14 protein-coding genes and 2 pseudogenes are annotated in these 20,393 nt (G+C 44.1%); 9 read left to right on the forward strand and 7 right to left on the reverse strand.

The genetic code is table 11. The features are described from left to right. A pseudogene (locus tag K4039_RS24545) lies at nt 1-213 on the reverse strand (hypothetical protein); the annotation flags it as partial. Continuing rightward, nucleotides 214-1,845: a serine/threonine-protein kinase gene (locus K4039_RS24550; protein WP_265239130.1), complete on the reverse strand. Its 1,632-nt coding sequence runs from the start codon at nt 1,843-1,845 to the stop codon at nt 214-216. Nucleotides 1,846-2,378: 533 nt separating this feature from the next. Here K4039_RS24550 and pheT point away from each other — a divergent pair. Further along, the gene (gene pheT, locus K4039_RS24555; protein ID WP_265239131.1) at nt 2,379-4,823 is read left to right on the forward strand and encodes a phenylalanine--tRNA ligase subunit beta; all 2,445 of its coding nucleotides are present in this window, start codon (nt 2,379-2,381) and stop codon (nt 4,821-4,823) included. A 112-nt stretch (nt 4,824-4,935) separates the two neighbouring features. Here the strand turns inward: pheT and K4039_RS24560 are convergent, their stop codons facing one another. Further along, the gene (locus K4039_RS24560; RefSeq protein ID WP_265239132.1) at nt 4,936-5,505 is read right to left on the reverse strand and encodes a Uma2 family endonuclease; all 570 of its coding nucleotides are present in this window, start codon (nt 5,503-5,505) and stop codon (nt 4,936-4,938) included. Nucleotides 5,506-5,682: 177 nt separating this feature from the next. Between K4039_RS24560 and K4039_RS24565 the strand changes: the two genes are divergently transcribed. From K4039_RS24565 to K4039_RS24585, 5 genes are all read left to right on the forward strand, one after another. Beyond that, nucleotides 5,683-6,120 (forward strand): DUF29 domain-containing protein, encoded by a 438-nt coding sequence (locus K4039_RS24565; RefSeq protein WP_265239133.1) that lies wholly within the window; start codon nt 5,683-5,685, stop codon nt 6,118-6,120. 22 nt (nt 6,121-6,142) lie between these two features. Then, nucleotides 6,143-6,412: a YciI family protein gene (locus K4039_RS24570; protein WP_265239134.1), complete on the forward strand. Its 270-nt coding sequence runs from the start codon at nt 6,143-6,145 to the stop codon at nt 6,410-6,412. 13 nt (nt 6,413-6,425) lie between these two features. Then, the gene (locus K4039_RS24575; protein WP_265239135.1) at nt 6,426-9,449 is read left to right on the forward strand and encodes a hypothetical protein; all 3,024 of its coding nucleotides are present in this window, start codon (nt 6,426-6,428) and stop codon (nt 9,447-9,449) included. 11 nt (nt 9,450-9,460) lie between these two features. After that, nucleotides 9,461-13,129 (forward strand): ATP-binding protein, encoded by a 3,669-nt coding sequence (locus tag K4039_RS24580; RefSeq protein WP_265239136.1) that lies wholly within the window; start codon nt 9,461-9,463, stop codon nt 13,127-13,129. 73 nt (nt 13,130-13,202) lie between these two features. Then, complete coding sequence (locus K4039_RS24585; protein WP_265239137.1) at nt 13,203-13,661, forward strand: peroxiredoxin; 459 nt, start codon at nt 13,203-13,205, stop codon at nt 13,659-13,661. Nucleotides 13,662-13,883: 222 nt separating this feature from the next. Here K4039_RS24585 and hpf read toward each other — a convergent pair whose 3' ends face one another. Further along, nucleotides 13,884-14,507 carry a ribosome hibernation-promoting factor, HPF/YfiA family gene (gene hpf, locus K4039_RS24590; protein WP_265239138.1) on the reverse strand — a complete coding sequence of 208 codons (624 nt, stop codon included), beginning with the start codon at nt 14,505-14,507 and terminating at the stop codon, nt 13,884-13,886. A 150-nt stretch (nt 14,508-14,657) separates the two neighbouring features. Between hpf and lipB the strand changes: the two genes are divergently transcribed. The 3 genes from lipB to K4039_RS24605 all read left to right on the forward strand — a co-directional run bounded on the left by lipB (nt 14,658) and on the right by K4039_RS24605 (nt 16,350). Then, nucleotides 14,658-15,335 (forward strand): lipoyl(octanoyl) transferase LipB, encoded by a 678-nt coding sequence (gene lipB / locus K4039_RS24595; protein WP_265239139.1) that lies wholly within the window; start codon nt 14,658-14,660, stop codon nt 15,333-15,335. Nucleotides 15,336-15,572: 237 nt separating this feature from the next. Continuing rightward, nucleotides 15,573-15,716 (forward strand): hypothetical protein, encoded by a 144-nt coding sequence (locus K4039_RS24600; RefSeq protein ID WP_265239140.1) that lies wholly within the window; start codon nt 15,573-15,575, stop codon nt 15,714-15,716. Nucleotides 15,717-16,005: 289 nt separating this feature from the next. Next, the gene (locus K4039_RS24605; RefSeq protein ID WP_265239141.1) at nt 16,006-16,350 is read left to right on the forward strand and encodes a hypothetical protein; all 345 of its coding nucleotides are present in this window, start codon (nt 16,006-16,008) and stop codon (nt 16,348-16,350) included. Nucleotides 16,351-16,621: 271 nt separating this feature from the next. Here the strand turns inward: K4039_RS24605 and K4039_RS24610 are convergent, their stop codons facing one another. The 3 genes and pseudogenes from K4039_RS24610 to K4039_RS24620 all read right to left on the reverse strand — a co-directional run. Further along, on the reverse strand, nt 16,622-17,179 hold the full coding sequence (locus K4039_RS24610; RefSeq protein WP_265239142.1) for a single-stranded DNA-binding protein: 558 nt from the start codon (nt 17,177-17,179) through the stop codon (nt 16,622-16,624). Nucleotides 17,180-17,499: 320 nt separating this feature from the next. Beyond that, nucleotides 17,500-20,049 (reverse strand): mannose-1-phosphate guanyltransferase, encoded by a 2,550-nt coding sequence (locus K4039_RS24615; protein ID WP_265239143.1) that lies wholly within the window; start codon nt 20,047-20,049, stop codon nt 17,500-17,502. Between the two features lie 105 nt (nt 20,050-20,154). After that, nucleotides 20,155-20,393 (reverse strand): annotated as a pseudogene (locus K4039_RS24620) (RNA-guided endonuclease TnpB family protein); the annotation flags it as partial.

Raw genomic sequence — 20,393 nt, forward strand, 5'->3', positions numbered from 1 at the left:
GAGTGGGAGGGTCGGAAGAGGGGGGAGAGGGGGAGATTGGGAGATTGGAAGAGGGGGAGATTGGGAGAGGGGGAGATTGGGAGATTGGAAGAGGGGGAGATTGGGAGAGGGGGAGATTGGGAAAATCTTCCTTCTTCCTTCTTCCTTCTTCCTTCTTCCTTCTTCCTTCTTCCTTCTTCCTTCTTCCTTCTTCCTTCTTCCTTCTTCCTTCAATTAAAATCCAAAACCCCGCTTACCATCGGGCTTAGTAGTCAGCCAATTAGTCTTTGCCATTGCCAGTTGTTCATCGCTAACTGTAGCGTCAGTCAGATTCGCGCCGCACAAATTCGCGCCCCGCAAATTCGCCTTGCTCAAATAAGCGCCAGTCAAATCAGCACCTCGAAAATCCGCGCCTTCAAAATTAGCAGTGCTGCAATAAGCTTCAGTCAAATTTGCCGATCGCAAATTCGCCTTAATTAACCTCGCGTGGCCCAAATTCGCCCCCGACAAATCCGCTGCTTGCAAATTTGCCTTCACCAACCTAGCCTGATAAAAATTCCCCCCCGCCAACTGCGCTTTTGGCAATTGCAAACCCGACAATTCGCAGTCAGCAAAATCGCGTTTACCTTTAAAATATGCCGCTCGCAAGCTGTTGCTTTCCCACTTCACAACAGCTTTCGTTACCTTTGGCGGTGCTGAATTGCCGTTGGAAAATGCCGCAGTTCCGAAAGTTCTGCCGGACTCTGCCAGAGTCCGAGAAACTCTCGGCTGCATTCCCGTATTTCCCGATTGGGTTAATGAACTTCTAGCACGGATGCTTTGGTTCGATCGCAAATCTTGATTAATTTTGCTTTTCGACGACGACCACGAAGTAGCCTCACCGTTAAATATCGTCGCTTCTTCAATTGTGCGACTAGAGCCGTTAAATTGAGTTGCCAAGCCGTCGCAAAGGTCTGCGTCTTCAAATTGACCGTTCAGAGCTTTGACGACATCTGAGGCCGATTGAAAGCGGTGGCCTACCATCGGCTTGAGCATTTTCTCAAGAATCCGCGCAAAATTTGGGCTCACCTGAACGTGGGGCTGCCAAACAATTTCGCCAGTTACGGAATCAAAATCTAAATCCTTGGGCGACTTTGCTGTCAGCAAATACAAGCAAGTCATGCCCAAGGCATAGATGTCGCTGGCAAATATCGGCCGCAGCGCCATTTGTTCCGGGGGAGCAAAACTAAACGTGCCGACTGAAAATTTCGTGTTAGCGCCTTGGTCGGCGGGGTCTAATAATATTGTTTGGCTAACTTGGTCTTTCACCGCTCCGAAATCAATCAGAACTAAGTGATTGTCTTGACTACGGCGAATAATGTTTGCGGGTTTAATGTCTCTGTGAATTACTCCTTGACTGTGGATATATTGCACCACTGACAAAATTTCTAATAGAAAATTTTTAACATCTGATTCGTTGAAACGCCCTGATTGTTTGACTTCTTGTTTCAAGGTCGAGCCTTTAACATACTCTTGAACTAAGTAAAATTGCTGTTCGGTTTCAAAATAATCTAACAGCCTCGGTACTTGCGGGTGGTCGCCCAGTTGGCCGAGGGTTTTCGCCTCTCGCTTGAATAATTCCCGCGCCATTTCTAAAACTCGTGGCGACGAACTACTGGGTCGCAGTTGCTTGACCACGCAACTCGGTTGACCGGGCAAAGAGATGTCTTTTGCCAGAAATGTAGCTCCAAAACCTCCTTGTCCTAACGGTTCAATGACTCGGTAGCGAGCGCGCAGCAATAACCGCGCACCGCAAGTCTGACACTGGAGAATAGAGTCAGGAGGGTTTTGAGGATGTGGACAGCCCGGATTTACGCAGTAGCTCATGTTGATTGAGTTTGCCTATATTTTTCTGATTTGGCCAGCGTCGCTCCACTGCACAAATTCCCTGAAACCGCTTCTGCTAGAAATACTTATCTATCAGTTGCTGGCGGGCCGTGCTGCGGCGTGCGAATTGGAATTGCACCTAAGTCTTTTATGCCGATATCTTTTCCCTATTTTGATTATGTCTCTGCTGTGAGTTTTTGCGGTAGATTATCCTTGAAAATAGTTTAAAGACTTGCTAAAGTTGCCCTTTTTTGTGTAAAGTCTTTCTAAACTTAGGTGCTTTTTGCGCTGTTAGATGTCTCTAGCATACCTCATTCTCTCAATGAGAATGTTACTCATGCCTCAGCAGCCATCGACCGAAAGGGCGATCGCTCGTTTTTGCTTATATGTATCACAATCGTCTTGACAAAATTTAACTAATGTGGTATTAAAAGCTTTCCGTAATAAATTCTGGGACTCAACAGTCGAAGCCCGACGGCGCAGGCTAATGACGAATAGCTACCGAGCACTGACAACTAACTACTGACAAAAATATGCGTATTTCTCTAAACTGGCTGCGGGAATTGGTCGATGTGACAATATCCCCAGAAGAATTAGCCGAAACCCTGACAATGGCAGGGTTTGAAGTCGAAGAAATCGAAGACCGCCGCCAGTGGGCCGACGGCGTAGTATTGGGCAAAATAGTCGCCTGCGAACAGCATCCCAACGCCGACAAATTGAGAGTTTGTCAAGTCGATGTCGGCAAACCAGAAGCCTTGAATATTGTTTGCGGCGCACCAAACGCCAGGGCGGACATTTACGTGCCCGTCGCCGTTGTCGGCACTTTTTTGTCAACAATTGATTTAAAAATTAAACCTGCTAAATTGCGCGGCGTTCCTTCCGAAGGCATGATTTGTTCCCTAGCTGAATTAGGCTTGTCGAAAGAATCTGCCGGAATTCACATTTTCGAGCTAGAAAATCCCGAATTAGGTAGCGATATTCGCCCGCTTTTAGGTTTGGATGATGTGATTTTAGACTTGACAGCAACTGCAAACCGTGCAGATGCTTTGAGTATGGTTGGCGTGGCGCGGGAAGTGGCGGCGCTGACTGGGGCGAGTTTGAGAATTCCCGCCGCCGGTGGTGTTGCAATTGAGGGTAAAGAAAGCGCAGGTTTAGCAGTAGAAATATCGGAACCGCAAGCCTGCCCGATTTACATCGGTACGGAAATTGCAGGTGTGAAAATTGCACCGTCTCCAGCTTGGTTGCAGCAGCGGTTACAGGCGGCGGGAGTGCGGCCGATTAATAATGTAGTTGATGTAACTAATTACATTTTATTGGAATGGGGACAACCGCTGCACGCTTTCGATCGCGATCGGCTACAATCTTTCACAGGTAATTCCGATGTCAGCATCGGCGTGCGCTTTGCCAAAACAGGGGAATCCTTCAAAACATTGGACGGACAAAACCGCAATTTGCAACCGCAAAATTTGTTAATTACTGCTAGCGACAAACCCGTAGCCTTAGCTGGTGTAATGGGCGGGGAAGATACGGAAGTTCACGAAGGAACTCAAAATTTGGTCTTGGAAGCAGCGATTTTTGACCAAGCAACGATTAGGCGTTCTGCCCGCGCTCAAGGCCTCCGCAGCGAGGCATCGATCCGCTACGAACGGGGGGTGAATCAGGCGGCTTTGACGACGGCGTGCGATCGCGCTATTGCCCTAATTTTGCATTTGGCTGGCGGTGCTGCGACGGTGCAGAAAACGGCGAGTTCGGGGGAAGATTTGAGTTTTTCGCGGACGATTGAATTGCGTCTGGATCGCGTAAACTCAATCTTAGGACAATTGAAAAGAGGAGAAACGGGTGGTTCTGCATATCTGGAACCGGAGGAAGTGAAAAATATCCTCACAGCCTTGGGATGCGAAGTTGTTGCTACAGAAAAAGCACGAGTTTTTGCGATAACTGTTCCTGCTTACCGCTACCGCGATTTAGAAAGAGAAATCGATTTAATTGAAGAAGTCGCCAGACTTCACGGTTATGACAATTTCTGCGATACTTTACCCAGCGAAACAGAACCGGGTTATCTATCACCAGAATACGCGCAAATACGGAATGTGCGATCGGCTTTTCGGGCTGCCGGTTTGACCGAGTTGATGCACTATTCTTTGGTGAAAACTGAGGGAGACAATCAGGTTGTGCTGGCTAATCCGCTGTTTGTCGAGTATTCGGCTTTACGGACGGAAATGCTGTCGGGTTTGATTGATGCTTTCGGGTACAATTTGGAGCAAGGAAACGGCGCGCTTAACGGTTTTGAGGTCGGACGCATTTTTTGGAAAGAAGGGGATGTAAAGAAAGAAGCAGATGCCGTAGCGGGGATTATTGGCGGCGATCCGACTGTGTGGAAATGGCAGCAAGGTGGGCGCGATCGACCTTTGACTTGGTTTGAAGCGAAAGGTGTCTTAGAAAGTGTGTTTCAGGGCTTGGGTTTGGCGGTGGAATATGCGGGGGATTCGTCTAATCCGCGCTTGCATCCGGGGCGCACAGCCGCGCTATCGTTAAACGGGAAACCGTTGGGAGTTTTCGGACAGTTACACCCGCAATTGCAGCAGGAAAAGGGTTTGCCTGAGCAGGTTTATGTGTTTCAATTAGATTTAGCGGTGTTGTTGGATGAGTTAGGGCGATCGCAGAACTCGACTCGCAAATTCGCGGGTTATTCGAGTTTCCCCGCTTCCGACAGGGATATTGCATTTTTTGCACCGATGGAGGTTCCGGTTGTGGAGATGCAAAGTGCGATGAAGAAGGCGGCTGGTAGTTTGCTTTCTTCGGTGGAATTGTTCGATGAGTATCGCGGCGACAATGTACCGGCGGGACAACGTAGTTTAGCATTTCGGTTGATTTATCGATCGGGCGATCGAACACTAAGCGAAACCGATGTCGAACCAGCCCAACAAAAAGTCCGCGACATCCTAGTCGAAAAATTCGGCGTTAGTTTAAGAAGCTAACTGTTCGTAGTGCGGACTGAAGTCCGCATTCAAGAAGGACTAAAGTCCTCACTACGAACCTAAATCCCAGGTTGGTAGTAAGGACTTCAGTCCTCAAAATTCAGACATAACATTAATAACTTAGTGGACGCAACATCTCCGATACAAAAAAAGAACAATCAGGAAATTGTAAAGGAGAAATACTCGCATCATCCCCCAGAATCACCCGACTTTGATAACCATCCTGACTCGGTTCTCGAAAAACATGAAGTTGCCGATTATTCACATCCAAAACCCAATAATCAGCAATCCCAGACTCAGCATAAATTTTCGCTTTTATGCCACAATCTGTTTTCGGAGTAGTATCAGCAACTTCAATAATCAGATAAATTTCTGAAGGAGTTGGATGGTGGTCTTCATAGTAAAGTGGATCTGGTATAACTACAGAAATATCCGGTTCAGGTTCAGAGTAATTATTCATCCGAACCGGATCTTGCAGTCGCACAAAAACCTGCTGTCCTAAACGGTTATCCAGTAATATTTTCGTGCGTGCAATCGCCGCACCGTGGGCTGTTCCTTTTGCTGCCATCTTTACTATCTGTCCTGCCAGTAATTCTACCCGTTCATCTTCATCAAGAATACCAATTTCCGTCATCAGGTCATATTCTTGAACCGTCAACAGCCGAATGTCTAATAAAGTCATAGCTTGCTCCTCTATGAATTTAGTAATATTATAGTATAAGTTATAATCAGTCCCGTACTCCGACTGAAGAAACCGGGTTTTTAGTCGAATCGCGGGTTATAACAAGGTCTTTTGGTAAAAAACCCGGTTTCTGGGCCCCGTGGGACTAATAATTTAAATAGCGATAATGTCAAACTTATGGAAGAATTAATGGAGTTGAAGGAGTTGCTACACCGAGGTAAGGTTGCAGAGGCTCTAGTGTTGGTGGAAGAATTGGAAGAAATGAGTAAGTCCGATAAACTTAATAAAATTTTTAGTTATGGGATTATTCTGCTACTGCATCTGATTAAAAAAGTTGCTGAAAACCGTACTACTAAGTCTTGGGAAACTTCGATTTTTAATGCGGTTAAGCAAATTCAACGCACTAACAAGCGACATAAAGCGAAAGGCACTTATCTCACGGAAGAGGAATTAGTCGAGACTTTGGAGGATGCCTATGAATCTGGGTTGAAGTTGGCGGCTTTAGAGGCTTTTGAAGGAATTTATGATGTCGAAGAAATTGCCAAGATGGTGAACCGAGATGATATTATGAAAATGGCGATCGGGTTGATTTTAGATAAACAACCTGAAATTTAGATTTTTTGAGAGGTTGACAGATATGACTAAATATGTGATGTGGGGAAGTTACTGCCCAGACGTTCTCGAAAAACGCGCACCATTTCGAGACGCTCATTTGGCTGGATTGGCTAAGCAGAAGGAATCGGGTGTATTAAGTGCGATCGGCCCCACCAAAGACTTAACTAAAGTTTTCGCGATTTACGAAGCCGCAGACGAAGCCCAAGTGCGAGAATTAGTTGAAACCGATCCTTATTGGGTAAATCAGGTTTGGACAGAATACGACATTAAAGAGTGGATTCAAGCGTTTTAAAGGAGTTAGCAGGGTGAACATCTTAAGACTAGGTGACGATGATTTAGTTCCAGTAGACTATGGCGACTTGCTGGACAAGATTTTAGAAGTTTTGCAGGGAAAGAACCCGTTTAGCGTATCAGAAGACCGCCGTCGCTTGTTAATTGATATTGACACGATTGCTGCGGATGTTGCCCAAAAGGAAGTGCGAAAACCCTTGGGTTCTTTTGAACGCGAAGCAGATTGTGCAACTGTTAATTTTCCAGCGGAAATTGAGGAGCATTTTGGCACTCAAGTCAGGCAGATTAGAGAGTATTTGCGGCAACAATTAGAATTGAAACTGCCCCAAAATAGCTCGATAGAAAGCTTTGTCGCTAACTTGATTAGTCCTTTAGATTCACCCTCTTTTCGGGGAAGTGGCCAAGAGTTAGGCTTCAAATACGATTTTGGCACCCGCCACCCTTTAGAAAAAGAAAAGCTAACTTTGCAGAGCGTTGGTTCTGGTAGCCATGCGACTTTAAAACTGCACAAATTAACGATTGCTGTCCGAAACACTGATATTTTTGAACAAGAACTAAAGCAGGGTTTACAAAATTATATCAATGAAAATGCCGAGAATAGCAGCGACATACAAGAGCTAAATCATCGTCTTGATGAGATGGTTAAAAATCCCGATTCTGATTTTCACAAATTAATCAAACTTGTAGACAAAGAAACTCTGGGAAAAATTCAGAAAGAAGCTCAGATTATTTATTTAGATTATCTTCTAGAACACATTCGCGCTAGCAACAATACAGATGTGGTAGGAATCATCTATTTAGAAGACTTGATTCGTCGGCTCAGATTGATAGAAGCTTACATCAACGATCCAAATAAATCTGATGGCGAGTATGAGGTCAATTATGCTGGAATTAGAGTTAATTACAGAGAAATATTTGCCAGAGCGGAAGTCCTAAATTCACTGCCCATTATTCCCATTGTAGAAGGTTATTTGGGAGAAAGTACGGACAATTCTCGTAACGAACGTAAGTTTGTATCTGGACTCAAAATTAAATTTGATAATCCCGTTCAAGCGCGCGGTGGAAAAGAAGTATTTGAATATTATCTAAATCTGCTCAATCCAGATAGTGAAGAACACAAAGCAGAATTTGAGGAGTATTCTAATCCCGAAATATTTGTACGCAAAGTGTTAAAAATAGTATTATTGTATCACTTTGCATTTGCATCTCCCCACACCCCAGGGAGGGAAAATTACAACCCTGAATTAGAACTTGATTTTAATCCTATTCCTAGTTTTGAAAAACTAATCAAAGATGTATTAAGTCGTGACAATGACGAAATAAAAAAAAGACTTTTCCGAAATTTTCTGACGAGATTTAAAGAAGTAAATGTTAAACACAAAATTACGCATCTGAAAAGAATGCTGAAAGGCTTTCTTGAGCGACAGACAATTTTGCCAACCCGCACAGAAACGCGACACGTAAACCTCAAAATGGGCTTGGTAGAGGACATTGAAAATATTTTGGCTACTCCTAATAAATTTTTCAATGAGATAATGGATCGAAATTACAAGCAAACGCTCCATTATATTACCGTCAAAGATTCTAGTGTCGATGAAAGATCTATTTGTCAGCTACCAGTCAATATCATCATAGAAGATGTCCGCTATTTTCCTACTGATGAACGGCAAAATTTTAGCATGGAATACAATATTAAAGGCGTTGATATTTTGCCTGTACTTTCTGCACCTAAAGCCGATCGCTCTAGAGCCATATACGAGAAGCATTTTCAGACAAAATTAGTTGTGTTTCCCTATGACGATAAACGACTAGACAGCGGTGATAAAGGTTTGCAGCCAGCGCCGACTTTTGTGTATAAGTTTACCATGCTGCTGCTGTCTTATATCTGTTTGAAGATATTGCTAGAAAATGCTGCGAACAACTTGTTTATTCCGATGGTGAGACTCCATGAAGGCGACGAAAAAAACCCTTCGCCCTCAGAAAAGTTTATGGCTAATCTTTCCAAAACCTTGTCTCATATTTTGAGTGAAAAACAACACTCAACTTCTCAGGGATTTCGCATTAAAAAAGAACCCAAAGGTTACACAATTCGTAACGGTTTGAGTTCGATGTATTCAATTCTGCCGAAACAATTTAAATTTAGCAATGTACAGCTAGCTCCTGAGTTGGACAAGTTAGCAATTATTGTTGTTTCCAGTCGAGATAGTGATGCGAAAAAAAGCAATCAAAATCGCTTCCAAAGACAAGCCAGCTTAATTGGAGAAGTTGTTGGAATCAATCGTATAGACGACAGCACAATTCAAGTTGAAATGCTGAAAACACTTTCTGAAAATTACAGTGTCAGCCGTCTTTATTCTGAGCCGTTAATCCTTGAAGATGTGATGAGTCAGCTTTATCAGCAAGGCTATCGGAATTTCGCCTATATTTCCCAAGCACCTTACATGAGTAGACTGCATATTACCAAGACAGAGGAAGATGAGGAATTGTCTTTTATGTCGAAAAAACTACTCCGAACTTTGAAAGGAGAACGCCGAGATATCAAGATTTATCCGATGTTTTTTGATAAATACTATGTCCGCAGTTTCCTAGGCGATAAGGTAAAATCTTTTTACATTCAGGATGCAATGGAGCTTGAAAGCTTGTTTGCAGATACCAGTCAGCAAGCTGTGATGTTTTTTAACTTGTTTAACGGAATTAAAGTCAAGCAGTCAGGACAGAAAAATTTTTATAACGGTGTGATTTCCTACTCCACTCTGTTAAATATCTATCAAGGTATTCTGGACGATCAAGATATTCGTGAAGGTTTAATTTATGATACTCCAATCAAAAATACTTTGCTACACTATCTAACAATATTCCACTTTTATCGGTATGAAGCTAGTCGCAATATTAGTTTAAAACTTGACCCCTACGAGCGGATTATTGGCGATAAATCGGTTGGTGCTTTGTCTATCTTTAGTCATGCTGACGGTAGGGCAGAATTTAATTCTCTGGCATTTTTGAATAAGGTAAGAGAAGTATTGAATGTTAGTGACTGAGGTACACAATCATGATTGGTGAAGATTTTGGACGGCTGTTTGAGGTTGGCTTCAATATCGGGATTTTGGCATACATTCAGCGGGAAAATATAGCTCACAATTTCGGCGATTCTTACCGCCTAGATTTGCATAAGCTCAGTTTACCAAAGATGACGGCGGAAATAACTAGGGAAGCTAATTTGCTTGGTAGTTTGGATGCTAAAATTGTTGAAAAATGGAGCCTATTTTTTGTTCAAAAAGGCTTTCTGGGTGGGTTGAATTTCTTCCGGGAGTACCTCAAATCGACTGGCTGGAATTTAAAGCTGTCGAAAATTTTGTACTGTCAGTGCAGTTTTAGTGATGCTAACAGTATCAGAACCTATAACAAGGATGAAAAAGTAGCGTTTAAAGAGGTATTATCTCAGTTTAAAATTACGAAACCAAATTTATCAGACGATGAGATTAACTCCTACATCCGCCGCTATAAGAAAAAAGGCGAATTTTTGCAAGCTGATACTCTGATTCTGTTACAGAAGGGTCAGGATTTGAGGATTCTGTGCGTTGATTTGTCTGTGTTTACTCCCCCGTTGACTTCGGAAAAAGTCGATAATATCAACGAAATAGAGGTGATGCGAAAATCTTTGCTCAGAGAAATTAGCTATTTGCGATCGAAAAGTGTTTTTTCTAATCTGCGAATCGATACGAGCACTTTAGGTGTTAATTTTTCGGAGGGTTTAAACCGCTATTTTACGGCTTTCAAGTATAAGGATAAGGAAAGCGCTAAGTTGATTCAGGCTGGTAGCTACGCTCACAGCTTCTACGGTTTTTTGCAAGCAACTAAGATGATTCCTGATGATGCTGAGGTTTTGTTGAATGTTGTCGGTTATAGCGATCGCACAATTAACGCAATTTCCCTCCGCAATGATAAAATTGAGATATTGGCGAATTGTGCCAAAATCTACCAGCAGGAATCCAAAGGTAAAGAGATTAACGATGCTCGCGGTGAAGTTTTAGATGCAACCCAACTCAACGCCGCTCGCAGTTTTCAGAATGGCAAAAAGTTTGTCAACGATTTATTGACGATTGGCAAAACTTCTACACCTGTGTGTAATACAGAGCGGGTGGATAACTTTGTCAATTCCATTGATATTATATCAGATCAATTGGCCGATGATTTGCAAATCGATCGCGGATTACACCTGAGAAATGCTCACGCTCAGTTAATTTTCAAAGCACTGGAATCTGAGGAAACTTACCTATTTTTGACAGGGAATCCGGGAATTGGGAAAACAACTGCGATCGCAAATTTCCTCAAAGCACATATTGACGACGGATTCTTGTTTTTTTATGTCAGTCCCCGCAAGCAAGTAAACTTAGATATTATCGAGAAATTCCGAGATCAAAAGACTGGTTTGTTATGCCACAATAAATTATTTTGCATTAACACAAACTCGGATATTATCAAAAGCAATTCTGGACAATGTGCCGTCAACTACGCAGCAAATAATTATCACGAAAATTTCCAACAAAAAACTGTCCACTTCATCAACGACAGCGCAGAAGTACAGCGAAAAGAATATCACAAACCCCAACTTGAAAGGAAGGGAGAAACGGTAATTAAACCTACGAGTGGCAAAACAAATGGAGTGCTAAATAGCATTTGTGAGGGAATATATTCGCTGATCAATCGTAAAACATCGAACAATATCGTGGCTACAGTTTCTATTCAGTCTTTGAAGGTGACAGAATATGGAAAAAATACCCTCCAGCATTTAGAAAAAATCTTTCAAGATGCTTACAATAAGCAGGTAAAAAATGTCATACCCGATAAAATGCAGGAAATGTCCAGCCGCATAAAACACATTTTCATTATGATTGATGAAATCACGGGAGACGACAGCGGCGTTGAGTTTCTGCATGGAATTGATAAGCTGGTTAAAAAATATGAGTTGCACAACTCAAAACATGGTTTTAATACTAAAATTATTGTAGCCGATGCTTCGATTGTTGACCCGGATGTGATTAAACAACACCTAAATGATACCTCGCCGGAACCGGATAAAATTTATTTCAAAAAGCTGCCCAAAAAATCTGAGGAAATCCCGCCATTACAGGTGACTCCTTTTGAATTCAAACGGTTAGCTGCCAAAGTTATCAATACAAATTCCTATCCTGCTAGTAGTTTAGATATAACTTACAAAGTGTTTGTAGAATCTGTCAAATTTACTGAAGATATTTCCTTAAAACTAAATTATGATTTAGTAAAAAGGGTACAGTCTCAAATAATTGAAGATATCAATCAGCGGTTAGCAATCCCTGGTGTGGAACAAATTATCGTCTACATTCAGGATAAGCGAAGATTGACTGAATTAATTGTGAGAATTCGATCGAGTCGCGAAAGATTCGAGCCGTTTCTCGATTATCTGGAAGTCCACGCGAATATTTCGGAAGAGGAAAAAGAGCAAATACAAAAGTGCAAAAATACAGCTAAAGTAATCTTCATGACTGCATCGGGAAGTCGCGGCTTGTCTTTCCCGAAAACTAAGCATATTTTAGTAGATATTCCCCGCTTTCAGATTGAGAAAAATCTGATGGAGGTGATTCAAGTTATTTATCGGGGGCGCGGGGAAGATGATGATGGTAATACGCTGGATGGTGAAGCTAAGGAGTTGGTTTTTTACTTGTCGGATACGGCGGTTTATTATGCTGATGATGCGGAACTTTCGCTACAGGAAAGCAAGTTGAGTTTGTTGAATTTGCTGCTAATTCTGAAGACTGCGGTGATGACGCGGATTGTGGGATATGGATATTTGGGTAGGGAAAGGTTTTTGATGATTCCGATTGGCGGGAAGTCGATTTCTGCGGTGGGCGATACTTTTAGCAGCAAAATAGCGAGTTTGATTAAAGCGTTGAAAAGCGAACATCGCAGTCGTCCCCAAAATGTGTATTTTAAGGATGTTTATGAGGGATTGGAGCAGCTTTTGAGTCGCGGGGAGTTTGTTTTGCCAAATTCTGAGGAGTCTGGTGGAAAGGGCAATTCTTACTTGGAAATGCGGGATAATTTTAATCGAAAGTTTTTGCAGATGTGCAATCCTCTTGATGGTTTGCTTGGTTACGATCAGCTAGAGGTAGGTCATGTTTTGGGGAGTTTGTTATTAGTTCCTTTGGCTGATAAAAGTTTGAAGGAAAACTATCAGATGCGGCTGAATGGGGAAATTAAGAAATGTTTGGAGAATCAGTTGCTGAAAAAAATGGAGACGATCGCAAATAGTAAATCCTCTCCTGAGAATGTAAAATCGGCTATTCGGGGTGGCGCGATCGAGCTTTTGCACATTCTCAACGGCGAAATCGAGAAAACTCAGTATTTCCAGCAGCAGAGTCAGCAGTTCGATCGCTATTATGCTATACCTTTGTTTGCTTTTGTCAGCGGCGAGGAGATGCAGGAGTATTTTGCACAGACGAAGCTGGAGGAACCGGAAGACAGGAGGTTTCGGGATATTTTGTCGGCTTATGTGCGATCGACCTACCCGATAGATAGTGTAATGCCGATCGGGCATAAGTACCACGAATTCCCGTTTATCGTGTTCAGAAGCTACAGTTTAGAGCAAAGTCGGGAAAAGATGTTTACGGATAAGTACCTTTTGAGTTCCAATGAATTGAACGTGCTCAACTTGATTTTGTCGAAGCAAGACGGCGGTTGAAACCGCCCGGTTTTCCATAAAAAATTGTACAATAACAAAAATGAAAATTTCCAGCAAACAGGGTTAAACAAATATGGCAGTCAAAGTAGGAGATACGGCACCGGATTTTACCTTAACGTCGCAAACTGGCGCATCAGTTAGCCTCAAGGACTTTCGAGGTCAAAAAAATGTCATCGTCTACTTTTACCCGAAAGACGATACACCCGGATGCACGGCGGAAGCTTGCGCTTTTCGAGATAGTTATGAAGTTTTCAAAGACGCTGGTGCGGAAGTGATCGGAATTAGCGACGATTCGCAACAATCCCACGAGAAATTTGCATCAAAATATCAGTTACCTTTTACTTTGTTGAGCGATACGGGCAATAAAGTTAGGCAGTTGTACGGGGTTCCCGCTACAATGTGGATTATGCCCGGTAGAGTGACCTATGTGATTGACAAACAAGGTGTTGTCAAGCATATTTTTGACTCGATGTTGGATTTTAAGGCTCACGTTTCGGAAGCGCTGAAGACTTTGGAAAGTATTAAAGGTTAGATTAGTTTTTTGATGTTTAAAGAGTCATATCGTTTATGATTGGATCGGAATGATTTAACCGCAGAGAGCGCAGAGAACACAGAGAAAGAGTTTTTAGATCGCTCGGCGGTTGAAACCGCGTCTACACAAACGAAGTCTCAGCAGAGAGGGACTAAGAAAAAGAGAGGAATTTAGTCCTCTCTTTTTCTTAGCAATTATCTAGCTTTTCCCAACACTAGATTTCTAATGTGCTGCGCTTTCGGCAGTTTTGCTACTTTTGCTATTACCGTTGCCGTTGCGCGGTTGGATAACTCCATAGCCACCGTGAGTCTTGCGTTCGTAGAGCACGTTAATTTCGTCAGTTTCCGCATTGCGGAACATATAGAAATCGTGATCGATAATCTGCAATTGTTCCAAAGCTTCTTGCACAGTCATTGGAGGCATGGCAAAATACTTAGTCCGCACTACCTCGGCAGGAAGTTCGGGAGTTCGATCGCCAATCAAATCCGCTGCTACAGGATGTTCATCAACTACCGCAATTGTTTTGGGACTATTCTGGATTTTGTTGTCGTGGCGTTTTTCCTTAAATTTCCGCAGTTGACGAGCTATCTTGTCGGCAACCAAATCTATGCTGGCATAAAGGCTTTCCGTGCTTTCTTCAGCCCGAATCACGCTACCGTTAGCATAAATTGTCACCTCAGCAGTCTGCTTAGGATTGATCCTGGGGTTACGAGCCACCGATAGATGAATGTCCACTTCAGTAGTCAAAGTTTGAAAATGGCTAACCGCCTTTTCAATCTTTTCGTTGACGTACTCGCGAATCGCATCGGTGATTTCTATATTTTTACCCTGGATAACAAGCTTCATAGAGCTCCCTCCCTTCTGTAACTTGGGTATAGTTTATACAATAGCATTATGTATTCAACAAAACACTTTTCTTTCAAATCTTTTTTATATGTTGACAATTCTTGATTTAAACTGCACCAATATTCCGTAAAAACACTATTGATTTTTTTCATGCTTTCCCCTATTATCCCTCAAAACCTAAATGCACAACCCTGCTTGCTCTTCGATTGGGGACAAGTGCCTTACTCCCAAGCTTGGGAAATCCAGCAAAAATTGGTGCAAGAGCGTCGGGAAAATCCTGATTTGCCTGATGTGCTGATTTTGCTGGAACATCCGCCGGTTTACACTTTGGGGCTGGGATCAAAGTTGGAATTTCTGAAATTTGACAGCGAAACTCAGCCAGAATTGCACCGAGTTGAGCGGGGCGGTGAGGTGACTTACCATTGTCCGGGCCAGTTGGTGGGCTATCCGATTTTAAATTTGCGCCGTCACCAGCAGGATTTGCACTGGTATTTGCGCCAGTTGGAGGAAGTGCTGCTGGGGGTGTTGGAAGTTTGCGGGCTGAAGGGTTCGCGGGTTCCGGGTATGACTGGGGTTTGGGTGGATGGCACTAAGGTGGGGGCGATCGGGATTAAAGTCAGCCGCTGGATTACGATGCACGGTTTTGCTTTAAATGTTTGCCCGGATCTCGCAGGTTTTGGGCAAATTGTACCTTGCGGGATTCCCGATCGACCGGTTGGCAGTTTGGAGCAATTTATACCGGGAATTGAGGTCAAAACTGTGCGATCGATCCTACTCGCTGAATTTGCTCGCGTTTTTGCAGTGGAAATTGTGCGATCGAATGTGTAGGGTGCGTCGCTGTCAACCTTACTACTAACGATCACAGCCGATCGCTATCCGACTATTGTGTAGTTAAAACTCCTGATATCACAGCCTTGCATCAGTTCCCGAACTCCTGCGCGAAGAAATTCCCGACGCACCCATCGGAAAGCAACCGATCCGATTGTTGATTTGCGGGATTCCCAAAGCAGTAGAAAGCATCATCAGCCTGCTGCACGTTTTAGTAGGTTTTGCAGAAATTGGGGAATGGAGTCCGCCTTTACAGTCCCCGATCGCAGGCGAAGTAATGCGGATTTTAACCCGTTAATGGAAATAATAATTTTTCAGGGCGATCGCCCTTTATTGAGCAAAGTGCGATCGCCCTTAAATTATCAAAAACATCAGGCTTAATTCTCCACCCAATCACTGAAAAACTCCAGATTAAGGATGCTAAATATCGAATCGAATTAACGCGGCGGTGTTTGCGAGACTTGGGGGTATTATAGAGATCATTTTAACCGTCTGTACTTACTGACTCAAGAATTGACATAATTGGTGGTATAATTCGCGATCGCGGGCTTATCTAACCTTAGAGAGAAGCAATACCGATGCAAAAATACGTCCTAAGAGTTTTGCGATCGCCCCTAGCGTCTGGTAGCATTCTTATTAATTATTGCGCTCCGCTCAGGAGAAAAAATTTATGGCAGATATGTCCGGTCAAGACCCCTCGGAAATTAAAATGGCGACGGTTGATGAAGAACAAAAAGGCGCAACGTTTAGCGGTACGGTCATCCTTGCTATCGATGCCGAGCGTGGGGAAGTCGTTTTCTTCAGAGACTTTTTGATTGAAGATTATAAAGGCGAACTTACCGCTTATCTGGCAACAGATGGCAATATAACGAAAAGCCTTGATTTAGGCGAACTTAAGCATAAGAGCGGCAGCTTTAAGCTGCCAATTCCGCTGGGGACGGATACATCACCCTACAATACAGTCGTGCTGCGCGACGAAAAAAGCAAGAAAAAAATTGTGACGATCGAGCTGTAAAATTTGCAATTTAGCTCGGAGTTCAGCCAAATTCGTTAGCGCAGCCATCGAAGAGGATCGCCCTTTTTTTCCTGAAGTGCGATCGCCCTTAAATTAAGGTGCTTAACAGTTGACAGTTGACAGTTGACAGCGAAGTTTTTAGGCTGGGGATTTAAGCCCCAGCCTAAAAACAATCCACCTAAAGGTGGGGGCTTAAATCCCCTGTGCTTTGGTCACTTTCGATCGAACGGCAAAGTTTGGCGATCGCACGTAAAGTGACGCACTCTACTTTTTAAAACGGAATCGGATCGTAATCGGGATTTTCCGGCTCGTTAGGCGAACTCGAATGGCGATCGGACTCAGAATTTGAAGACTGATGCGAGTTCCAATCAGAACTAGATGGGCGGTTAGCAGGGGCTGGAGCGCCGTTAGAACCGCGGCCTCGCGAACTCATGGGAACCACATTGCTCGGCACATTAGCGGGCGCGCTGTCGCGAATTTGAGCCGGTTCGGGGGCGGTTCTAGCTGCTGGTGCAGCGCTCATCGCATCTGCGCCAACACTGTAAATCCTTTGGGCTGTGAGTTCAGCGCGCTTTTCTTTGATACCATCTCTGTCGATCGTATTCATACTCAGCCGCCCCTCAATAATCACGCGATCGCCCTCGTGATATTTATCGTGAATTTCTTGAGCTAAATTGCCCCATCCTATCACCTTTAAATGTTCCGGCGGATCTTCAGGTTTTGGGCCTGGAAACTGCACCAACATCTCAGCGATTTGAAGTTGATTATCGGGAGTATAACGGAGTTGCGGCTGTTGAATTATTTCCGCCATTAAAATGCAGCTATTCATCTTTTTTCTGTGCGTAATTGGTCATTGGTCATTGGTCATTGGTCATTAGTTATTGGTCATTGGTCATTGGTCATTAGTTATTGGTCATTGGTCATTGGTCATTAGTTATTGGTCATTGGGAGTGCAGGATTGTTGATTTTTCTCTACTAAGTAACCAGACAAAAATAATTACATAAAGACTCTTGACGCTGACAAGGCTTTCAGGCGAGATGAGTGTGTAATTAATTATGCACAACTACTTATTCGCTGTTAGTTGTCACCGATTACCCAATTACCAATTACCAATTACCAATTACCGATTACCGATTCCCAATTACCAATTACCCATTAGCGTTACCAAATTTATCTTGACGAACCGCCGCCTCGGCTTGGATGACAAAATCGTGAACCAGGGCGCGGTACTCCTTCAAAGTTTCCGATACCCAATCTCGATCCTCGCTGTTGGCGAAGATATGAACGGTCGGTTCGCTAGCATCGGGCAAAACTAATACCCAATTGTCATCGCTGTAGTTAAAAATCTTCACTCCATCTATTAATTCTAAACGATCGGGCGAATGACTTTCTACCAAATGCCGCATCAGCGAACCCTTGACCGTCCAAGGACAGCGGACACTGTAACTGCGGTGGGTGACGCGGGGAAGTTCAGCCTTAATTTGTCCGAGCGATCGCTCCTGAATCGTCATCATTTCTATCACTTTAGCAATGCAGAACATTCCGTCAAAGCCCGGATGCAACTGCGGGAAAATAAAACCCATATTGCCGCTACCGCCCAAAACCACATTGGGGTTTGCGTGAGCGGCTTCCATCAAAGCAGTTGGGTTTGCCTTAGTGCGGATTACCTTGCTTTGATAGCGGCGGGCGATCGCCTCCACCGCAGAAGACGCATTCACCGGCACTACTACTGTACCTTTGGGATGAGAAGTCAGCATCAAATTTACCATCAGCGCCGTCAGCATTTCCCCACGAATCGCGATTCCCGACTCATCTACCAAAATGAGCTGTTCGCCGTTCGCCGACACCTGCACTCCAAAATTAGCGCTGAGTGCTTTCACAACTCGGCCGAGTTGATCGAGCAAATATTCCCGTTCTCCGTTGCTCAGAGAAGTCTGCTTGAGACTGGCATTGAGCACCACCGCATCGCAGCCGAACTTGGCAAGCACTTGCGGCAGAATTGCCCCAGAAACTGCGTAAACGTAATCGATTACCACCTTAGAATTGCTGTAGCGTATTGCATCAACATTCATCTGCCGCTCAAACATCCGGTTGTAAATGTCGAGAGCTTGGTTAAAGTACGACATTTCTCCAATTTCGGGAATTAGAGCTCGCCGCAAATCTTCCTTAAAATAAGCCCCCTCAATTTTTTTCTCAGCACCTTTAGTAATATTGATGCCTTTGGTATCGAAGAATTCAATTAAAATGTAGTCGGAGCGATCGGGCGAAATCCGAACGTGAATACCACCAGCAATTGAGATCGTAGACGAAACCGTGCGTGCGATCGGAATAGCCGTCGATTCCAAATTCACCACATTAATTCCCACCGACATCAAACCCGCAATCAAAGACCTCGAAACCATCCGCGAAATGCTCCGCTGATCGCGAGAAACCGATACCGAAGTCCCAGATTTCAAAGTCGATCCATAAGCTGCGCCCAATTTTACTGCAAATTCCGGGGTAATATCGACATTTGCCAGTCCTTCAACGCCACGCTGACCGAATAAATTACGCTTAGCTTGTTCTCCCCAAATTAAATTTTGATTTAACAGAGCGCCGGATTCAATGTTTTTGCTCGGCCAGATACGCACGGAAGGGCCGACTTGCGCTTCTTCTCCCACGATCGACATCGAACCGACAACAGCACCTTCGAGGATGTGAGCGCGCCTGTCTACGCGGGTGCTCCGGCAAATCACGCAGGCCCTGATGTGAGCATCTTCGCCGATAATTGCTCCGTTCCAGACAATGGGACGTTTGAGGTTAGCATCAGCCCCGACTGTCACGTTATCTCCGATTACTGAACCCGCGTCAATTTTAACTCTGGCTCCAATCCGGCAATTGCTGCCGATCATCGTCGGTACTTCGACGATCGCGCTATCGTCAATAAAAGTATTCTGACCTATCCAAAGTCCCGATCGAACTTGATTATAGTAGGTCAAATCCAGTTTAACCTTTCCGTGCAGTGCATCATACTGAGCTTCCCGGTAAATATCAAGCTGTCCGACATCGCACCAGTAACCCTCGGCGATGTAACCGTACATCGGCTCGTTTTTTTCCAGCAACAGGGGAAACAAGTCTTTCGAGAAGTCGCACTCTTGATTGACCGGCAGGTAGTCCAAGACTTCCGGTTCTAAAATGTAGATACCCGTATTGACGGTATCGGAGAAAATTTCGCTGCTAGAGGGCTTTTCCAGAAAGCGGCTGATGCGGTAATTTTCCTCGGTAATCACCACCCCGAATTCCATCGGGTTGGGAACGCGAGTTAAAATTAACGTGGCTTTGGATTGCTTGCGACGGTGAAATTCGATCGCTTCTGTCAAGTCGAAGTCTGTGATGCTGTCGCCGCTGATGACTAAAAAAGTTCGATCGAGCAATTCCGCAATATTTTTGACACAACCAGCCGTACCCAGCGGTTGGTCTTCCTCCACAGCGTAAGTCATTTGAACGCCAAACTCTGCCCCATCAGTAAAATATTCGCGCATGACATCAGGAAGGTAATGCAGCGTCGCAATAATTTCCGTAATCTTATGCCTTTTTAGCAAATTGATAATGTGTTCTGCGATCGGGCGATTCAGAATCGGCACCATCGGTTTGGGCAAATCGCACGTCAGGGGTCTGAGCCTAGTTCCCGACCCCCCAGCCATCAGCACTGCACGCATAAAATCCTCCTTGCTTAGAAACCTATCTACCGTCATTGTCCGCTAGAAAAAGTTTGCCTGCTGTAATCTGTGGGGCACTAACTATCAGTGTTAATTATCTGTCAATTACCCATCATCAATCGGAGTACCGATATGATGAGGGCTTGTGTCTACGCTCCACCGCAATCCTGAAAACCTTTGCAGGATATCAGCTTTGGTTTCATTGCGCGACACATCAGGGGATACTGACAAGCTCCCCGTACTCGTCCAGTCTTGCCGGACGAGCAACGTTCTCATTGCAATATTTCTGCTTCCCACCAAATCAGCGTGTAATTCATGCCCACAACATTCACAACGAAACATTA

The organism is Lyngbya sp. CCAP 1446/10 (assembly GCF_026130175.1).
In the GTDB taxonomy this organism is placed as follows: Bacteria; Cyanobacteriota; Cyanobacteriia; order Cyanobacteriales; family Microcoleaceae; genus Microcoleus.

What these genes read in the sequence shown, in the direction of transcription:
- K4039_RS24550 (WP_265239130.1), bottom strand. Translation starts at nt 1,845, where the DNA reads ATGAGCTACTGCGTAAATCCGGGCTGTCCACATCCTCAAAACCCTCCT.
- pheT (WP_265239131.1), top strand. Translation starts at nt 2,379, where the DNA reads ATGCGTATTTCTCTAAACTGGCTGCGGGAATTGGTCGATGTGACAATA.
- K4039_RS24560 (WP_265239132.1), bottom strand. Translation starts at nt 5,505, where the DNA reads ATGACTTTATTAGACATTCGGCTGTTGACGGTTCAAGAATATGACCTG.
- K4039_RS24565 (WP_265239133.1), top strand. Translation starts at nt 5,683, where the DNA reads ATGGAAGAATTAATGGAGTTGAAGGAGTTGCTACACCGAGGTAAGGTT.
- K4039_RS24570 (WP_265239134.1), top strand. Translation starts at nt 6,143, where the DNA reads ATGACTAAATATGTGATGTGGGGAAGTTACTGCCCAGACGTTCTCGAA.
- K4039_RS24580 (WP_265239136.1), top strand. Translation starts at nt 9,461, where the DNA reads ATGATTGGTGAAGATTTTGGACGGCTGTTTGAGGTTGGCTTCAATATC.
- K4039_RS24585 (WP_265239137.1), top strand. Translation starts at nt 13,203, where the DNA reads ATGGCAGTCAAAGTAGGAGATACGGCACCGGATTTTACCTTAACGTCG.
- hpf (WP_265239138.1), bottom strand. Translation starts at nt 14,507, where the DNA reads ATGAAGCTTGTTATCCAGGGTAAAAATATAGAAATCACCGATGCGATT.
- lipB (WP_265239139.1), top strand. Translation starts at nt 14,658, where the DNA reads ATGCTTTCCCCTATTATCCCTCAAAACCTAAATGCACAACCCTGCTTG.
- K4039_RS24600 (WP_265239140.1), top strand. Translation starts at nt 15,573, where the DNA reads ATGGAGTCCGCCTTTACAGTCCCCGATCGCAGGCGAAGTAATGCGGAT.
- K4039_RS24605 (WP_265239141.1), top strand. Translation starts at nt 16,006, where the DNA reads ATGGCAGATATGTCCGGTCAAGACCCCTCGGAAATTAAAATGGCGACG.
- K4039_RS24610 (WP_265239142.1), bottom strand. Translation starts at nt 17,179, where the DNA reads ATGAATAGCTGCATTTTAATGGCGGAAATAATTCAACAGCCGCAACTC.
- K4039_RS24615 (WP_265239143.1), bottom strand. Translation starts at nt 20,049, where the DNA reads ATGCGTGCAGTGCTGATGGCTGGGGGGTCGGGAACTAGGCTCAGACCC.